The sequence below is a fragment of the Rhodovulum sp. genome (assembly GCF_011048875.1).
GTDB classification, from domain to species: Bacteria; Pseudomonadota; Alphaproteobacteria; order Rhodobacterales; family Rhodobacteraceae; genus Rhodovulum; species Rhodovulum tesquicola.
This window is the reverse complement of the sequence record NZ_DSDD01000456.1, coordinates 1-4,759: the sequence shown is the minus strand read 5'-3', so window position 1 is coordinate 4,759 and position 4,759 is coordinate 1. Positions and strand designations below refer to the sequence as shown.

5 protein-coding genes are annotated in these 4,759 nt (G+C 69.2%); 2 read left to right on the top strand and 3 right to left on the bottom strand.

Going from position 1 to position 4,759, the window contains the following annotated elements; translation table 11 throughout:
* Window positions 1–92: 92 nt before the first annotated feature.
* Both ENN83_RS15590 and ENN83_RS15585 read right to left on the bottom strand, forming a co-directional pair.
* Complete coding sequence (locus ENN83_RS15590) at window positions 93–797, bottom strand: aspartate/glutamate racemase family protein (RefSeq protein ID WP_287188599.1); 705 nt, start codon at window positions 795–797, stop codon at window positions 93–95.
* Window positions 798–902: 105 nt separating this feature from the next.
* Window positions 903–2,117 carry a TsoY family (seleno)protein gene (locus ENN83_RS15585; protein ID WP_287188597.1) on the bottom strand — a complete coding sequence of 405 codons (1,215 nt, stop codon included), beginning with the start codon at window positions 2,115–2,117 and terminating at the stop codon, window positions 903–905.
* Between the two features lie 156 nt (window positions 2,118–2,273).
* Here ENN83_RS15585 and ENN83_RS15580 point away from each other — a divergent pair, with 156 nt between their 5' ends.
* Entirely contained in the window at window positions 2,274–2,534 is a 261-nt protein-coding gene (locus ENN83_RS15580; protein ID WP_287188594.1) for a hypothetical protein, read from the top strand.
* On the opposite strand, the gene ENN83_RS15575 is transcribed toward ENN83_RS15580, so the two are convergent.
* Window positions 2,504–3,004 (bottom strand): GNAT family N-acetyltransferase, encoded by a 501-nt coding sequence (locus ENN83_RS15575; protein WP_287188591.1) that lies wholly within the window; start codon window positions 3,002–3,004, stop codon window positions 2,504–2,506. The two genes, ENN83_RS15580 and ENN83_RS15575, sit on opposite strands and share 31 nt — an antisense overlap.
* A 226-nt stretch (window positions 3,005–3,230) precedes the next feature.
* On the opposite strand from ENN83_RS15575, the gene ENN83_RS15570 reads away from it, so the two are divergent.
* Window positions 3,231–4,759, top strand: a 1,529-nt coding sequence (locus tag ENN83_RS15570) for an AAA family ATPase (RefSeq protein ID WP_287188588.1), incomplete at its 3' end; no start/stop codon positions are given.

The window sequence follows — 4,759 nt, the reverse complement described above, 5'->3', positions numbered from 1 at the left end:
TGCAGCTTGACCCCGAGGCGCTGGCCACCAGCCAAACCCTGTCCGAGGCGCGGGCGATGGGCGAGGCCGGCGCCGGTTAGGGCTGCGCGCCGCTACTCGGCCGGGGCCAGGTCCAGCGCCATGTCCAGCGCGGCGGCGCAATGCACCTGCACCGTGTCGAAGACCGGCATCGGCACATTGCCCGCGTGCAGCAGCATGCCGACCTCGGTGCAGCCAAGGATCAGGCAATCGGCCCCGCGCTTGGCCATCCGCATCGCGATATCCTCATAGGCGGCGCGGCTGTCATCCCGGATCACGTCGCGGCACAGCTCGTCATAGATGATCCGGTGCGTGGTGGCGCGGTCTTCCGGCCCGGGCAGCATCGGGGAAAGGCCCGCAGCGCGGAGCCGGTCGGTGTAGAAGCTCTGCTCCATCGTGTAGGCGGTGGCCATCAGGCCGGGCCGGGACAGCCCCGCCGCCCGGATCGCCGCGGCGGTCGCATCAGCGATGTGCAGGAACGGGATCGAGATGCCCGCCATCATCGGCTCGGCCAGCTTGTGCATGGTGTTGGTAGCCAGCATCAGGAGCGCCGCGCCACCCGCCTGCAAGGCGCGCGCCTCGCGGTTCAGAAGCCGCGCGGCCGCCTCCCAGTCGCCTGCCGCCTGCATCCGCTCGATCCTCGCGAAATCGAGCGAGCGGATCAGCAATTCGGCCGAGTGCAGCCCCCCCAGCCTTTCACGCGCGCCGCGGTTCAGCGTCTCGTAATACAGCGCGGTCGAGGCAGCGGACATGCCGCCCAGGATGCCGATTGTCTTCATGCGTGTCGCCCCATGTCGGCTTGGTGATGGACCGGCGCGCACGCAGGCACAAGGCGACAAAGCGCGACGGGCGGCAGATCGGCCGCCCGCCGCCGATCGGTCGGGCTATTCGGCAGGCACCCGTCCGGCGGCGCGGGACCGGCCGAAATGGCGCCGGTTCAGGTAGAAGGTGAAGCCCAGCGTCCCAAGCTGGACCGCCACGGCCAGCGCCGAGATCGCCCAGTAGCCGACCGAGAACCGGTCAATCAGCCCTGCCCCCACGAGCCCGTCGTTCAGCCAGAAATGCAGCATCACCGACAGCGCCACGCCCGGGCAGACCAGCGCATAGGCCCCCGCCGACTCGCGCGGGCCGAAGACGAAGTCGCGCCAGTAGTCCAGCCGCGCCAGCACCATCAGCCCAAGCATCAGCACCAGCACCTGCACCGCCAGAAGACGCGACAGGAAGATCAGCGTCTCGACCGCGGCGATCTCGGCGTCGAAGCTGTGGGTCATGCCGTGGTTCTGCCGCAGGAAGGTGATGCCCAGCACCGTCAGGATCGGCACCACGACCACCAGCGTCGGCGCCGCCTCGCGCGCGGTGCCGTGCTGAAGGATTGCGTTGAAGCCGATGATCGCGGCGAGCAGGGTGTAAAGCAACGCGGCCATCCCGAAGAAGGTCAAGCCGATCAGGCTGATGCCCGCGGTCAGCGGCACGCCGCTCATCGCGGCGGGGGCGGCAAAGCCCACGGCGACCATCGACAGGGCAAAGGCCGGCAGGATTTGCGCGAAGGAGTTGTGCTGCGCCATGTCGAAACTGCCCGCCCGGGTCATCACCCGACCGAGGAACGCACCGATCTGGACCAGCGCCAGCGCCCCGATCAGGCCAAAGGCGATCAGCGCCAGCGGGAACAGGAATTCGACCACGCCCCACAATCCCGGCACGAAGACCATGCCGAGGACGAAGCTCACATTCACGCTCATCGCCAGCGCCAGCGGCAGGGCAAGGCGCTGGGTCTCGGCATTGCCCGAGGTGAAGGTGGACCATGCGGGGCTGGCCTTGAACCGGCGATATTGCGCGATGTTCCAGACCAGAAGGCGGAGGTTTTGATAGGCCAGCACCGCGATCGCCAGCGCCGAGGTCACGACGAGCGCCTGAAGCGCTGGGCCGCCTGTGGCCAGCGCGCGGGCCAGGTCCTCGAAGACCGGAACGGACTGGCCGGGATGGGGCACCCAGAACATCAGGAACATGAAGAACGACGCCGCCAACCCGCCCGCACCCAGCGAGGCGAGGAAATAGAGCGGCGAGTAGCGGTCGGCGGGGCGCGAGGCGGGGAGTGGCATGGAAGGCTCCGTTTCATATTCGCAGTTTGGAATATGGTATAAAGCGACGTCCCCGATATTGCAATTGCCTCGTCGCGCTGGCGCCTTTACCGGCGCTTAACGCGGATCCGATCCCATGCCGCCATGACGCGGCCTGTTCTCATTCTTGTTGTCCTGATGCTTGCAGGTTGCGATTCGCCCGGCCCCGGCTTTGGCGCATTGCCGGGCACGCGCGTCACGGTCAAGGGGTCGACCTTCGCGGTCCGGCGCAATGGCGGCACGGCGCAGGCGATCCGGCTGAATGCCGAACGCCGGGATGGCGGGATGGCACGGGGCGCGCGAGCGATCGAACTGGGCACCGGTTGCCAGATCCGGCCCGGCACCCTGTCCGGCGATCCGGCGGTGGTCTACGCCCGGCTGAGCTGCGCGAGCCCGTGATCCTCGCGCAAGAGGATCCCGATCCGCTTTTGCATGAACAGGTTCGAGGCGATGTCAGGATAGCCGCCAAAGGGCGCGCAATCGGCATAGCCCATCCGGCGATAAAGCTGCACCGCCGCCGCCAGCGCCGCCCCGGTTTCCAGCCGCAGAAGCCCCAGCCCGATATCTCGGGCGGCACCTTCCAGCTCCTCCATCAGCGCCCGGCCGATCCCCCGGCCGCGCTGGCCGGGATCGACATAAAGCCGCTTGACCTCGCCATAGCGGCCCTGATCGACGAGTGCGACACAACCCACGGGCGCCCCGGCGCGGCGGGCGACGAGGAACTGGGTGGATTTCGTCGCAAGTTCCTCGGCCGAGAAGCTGAAGCATTCTTCGGGCGGATAGACGGCCAGCAGCGCCGCCTCGCTCGCCTCGATCAAGGCCCGTGCGTTGTCGGACAGGACGGACTCGGTTGCGATGGTCACAGGCATCCGGGTCATCATTTCGCAAAATCTTGACGGTGGTCGCCCGGCGCACGGGAAAGGTCAAGGGGTGACACCGCACCGCAGCGAAAGCCACCGGCGCCGCAGGAATCGTCGGTCAATATATTGTGGAGAAGTCATCGAAGGCGCCCAGATGCTGGGGCGAACGCTTGACACCCGGGGCGACCCGGCAAAGGATCGAACAAACTCGCGGGAATCAGGACAGGACGAATCCGTGCGCTTCACCCGACTCAGGCTCAACGGTTTCAAGAGCTTCGTCGATCCCACCGACCTGGTGATCGCCGAGGGGCTGACCGGGGTTGTCGGGCCGAACGGCTGCGGCAAGTCGAACCTGCTGGAGGCGCTGCGCTGGGTGATGGGCGAGAACCGCCCGACCGCGATGCGCGGCGGCGGGATGGAAGACGTGATCTTTGCCGGTGCCGCCACGCGGCCCGCCCGCAACTTCGCCGAAGTCAGTTTGCTGATCGACAATTCCGACCGTCTGGCCCCCGCCGAGTTCAACGACAGCGACATCCTCGAAGTCGTGCGCCGGATCACCCGCGATGCGGGCTCGGCCTACAAGCTCGGCGGCAAGGAGGTGCGCGCGCGCGATGTTCAGATGCTGTTCGCCGACGCCTCGACCGGCGCGCATTCCCCGGCGCTGGTCCGCCAGGGCCAGATCTCGGAACTGATCAACGCCAAGCCGCGCAACCGCCGCCGCGTGCTGGAAGAGGCCGCAGGCATCTCGGGGCTTTACCAGCGTCGGCACGAGGCCGAATTGCGCCTGAACGCGGCCGAGCAGAACCTGTCCCGGGTGGATGACGTTCTGGACCAGCTTGCCCAGCAGCTTGCCCAGCTTGCCCGGCAAGCCAAACAGGCCGCGCGCTATCGCGAGATCGCCGAGGAATTGCGCCGCGCCGAGGGGCTGTTGCTGTTTCGCCGCTGGCAGGAGGCCGATAGCACCCGCGCCACGACCGAGGCGCAGCTGACCGAACGCACCCGCACCGCCGCCGCCGCCGAGGTCGCGGCGCGCAAGGCGGCCACCGCGCGCGAGGCTGCCGAGACCGCCCTGCCGCCCTTGCGCGAGGAAGAGGCCATCGCCGCCGCGATCCTGCAACGGCTGGTCGTGCAACGCGACGCGCTGACCGAGCAGGAAACCCGCGCGCGCGCCGCGATCGAGACTCTGACAGGCCGGATCGTGCAGCTTGGCCGCGATATCGAGCGCGAGGCGGGGCTGAACCGTGATGCGGGCGAGACGCTGGCGCGCCTGGACGAGGAACGCGCCGCGCTCGAGGCGGCGCATCACGGGCACGAGGCCGCGATGGAGATTGCCAGCGCGGCCGCGCAGGAGGCCGCTTCGGTGCTGCGCGACCGCGAGGATGTGCTGGGCCAGAAGACCGAGGACATGGCCCGTCTGTCGGCCCGCCACCACTCGGCCCAGCGCCTGCGCGAGGATGCCGCCCGGACGCTGGCCCGCAACGAGGCCGAGGCCGCCGAGGCCCGCGCCGCGGTGAACGAGGCGCAGGGCGCGCTGACGGTGGCGCGCGCGGCGGTCGAGACCGCAAGCGAGCGGCAGGACCGGACGGCCGAAGCCGCCGAGGCCGCCGAAGCCGCCCTGATCGCCGCGGACGAGGCGCGCGGCGATGCCCAGACGCGCGAGGCCGAGGCCCGGGCCGACAAGGCACAGGCCGAGGGCGAGGCGAATGCCCTGCGCGCCGAGGCGGCCGCCCTTGCCCGGCTGGTCGAGCGCGACACCGGCGAAGG

Excerpts from the sequence above, each read along its gene's own strand:
- ENN83_RS15575 (WP_287188591.1), bottom strand. The coding sequence starts at position 3,004 with ATGCCTGTGACCATCGCAACCGAGTCCGTCCTGTCCGACAACGCACGG.
- ENN83_RS15580 (WP_287188594.1), top strand. The coding sequence starts at position 2,274 with ATGCTTGCAGGTTGCGATTCGCCCGGCCCCGGCTTTGGCGCATTGCCG.
- ENN83_RS15590 (WP_287188599.1), bottom strand. The coding sequence starts at position 797 with ATGAAGACAATCGGCATCCTGGGCGGCATGTCCGCTGCCTCGACCGCG.
- ENN83_RS15585 (WP_287188597.1), bottom strand. The coding sequence starts at position 2,117 with ATGCCACTCCCCGCCTCGCGCCCCGCCGACCGCTACTCGCCGCTCTAT.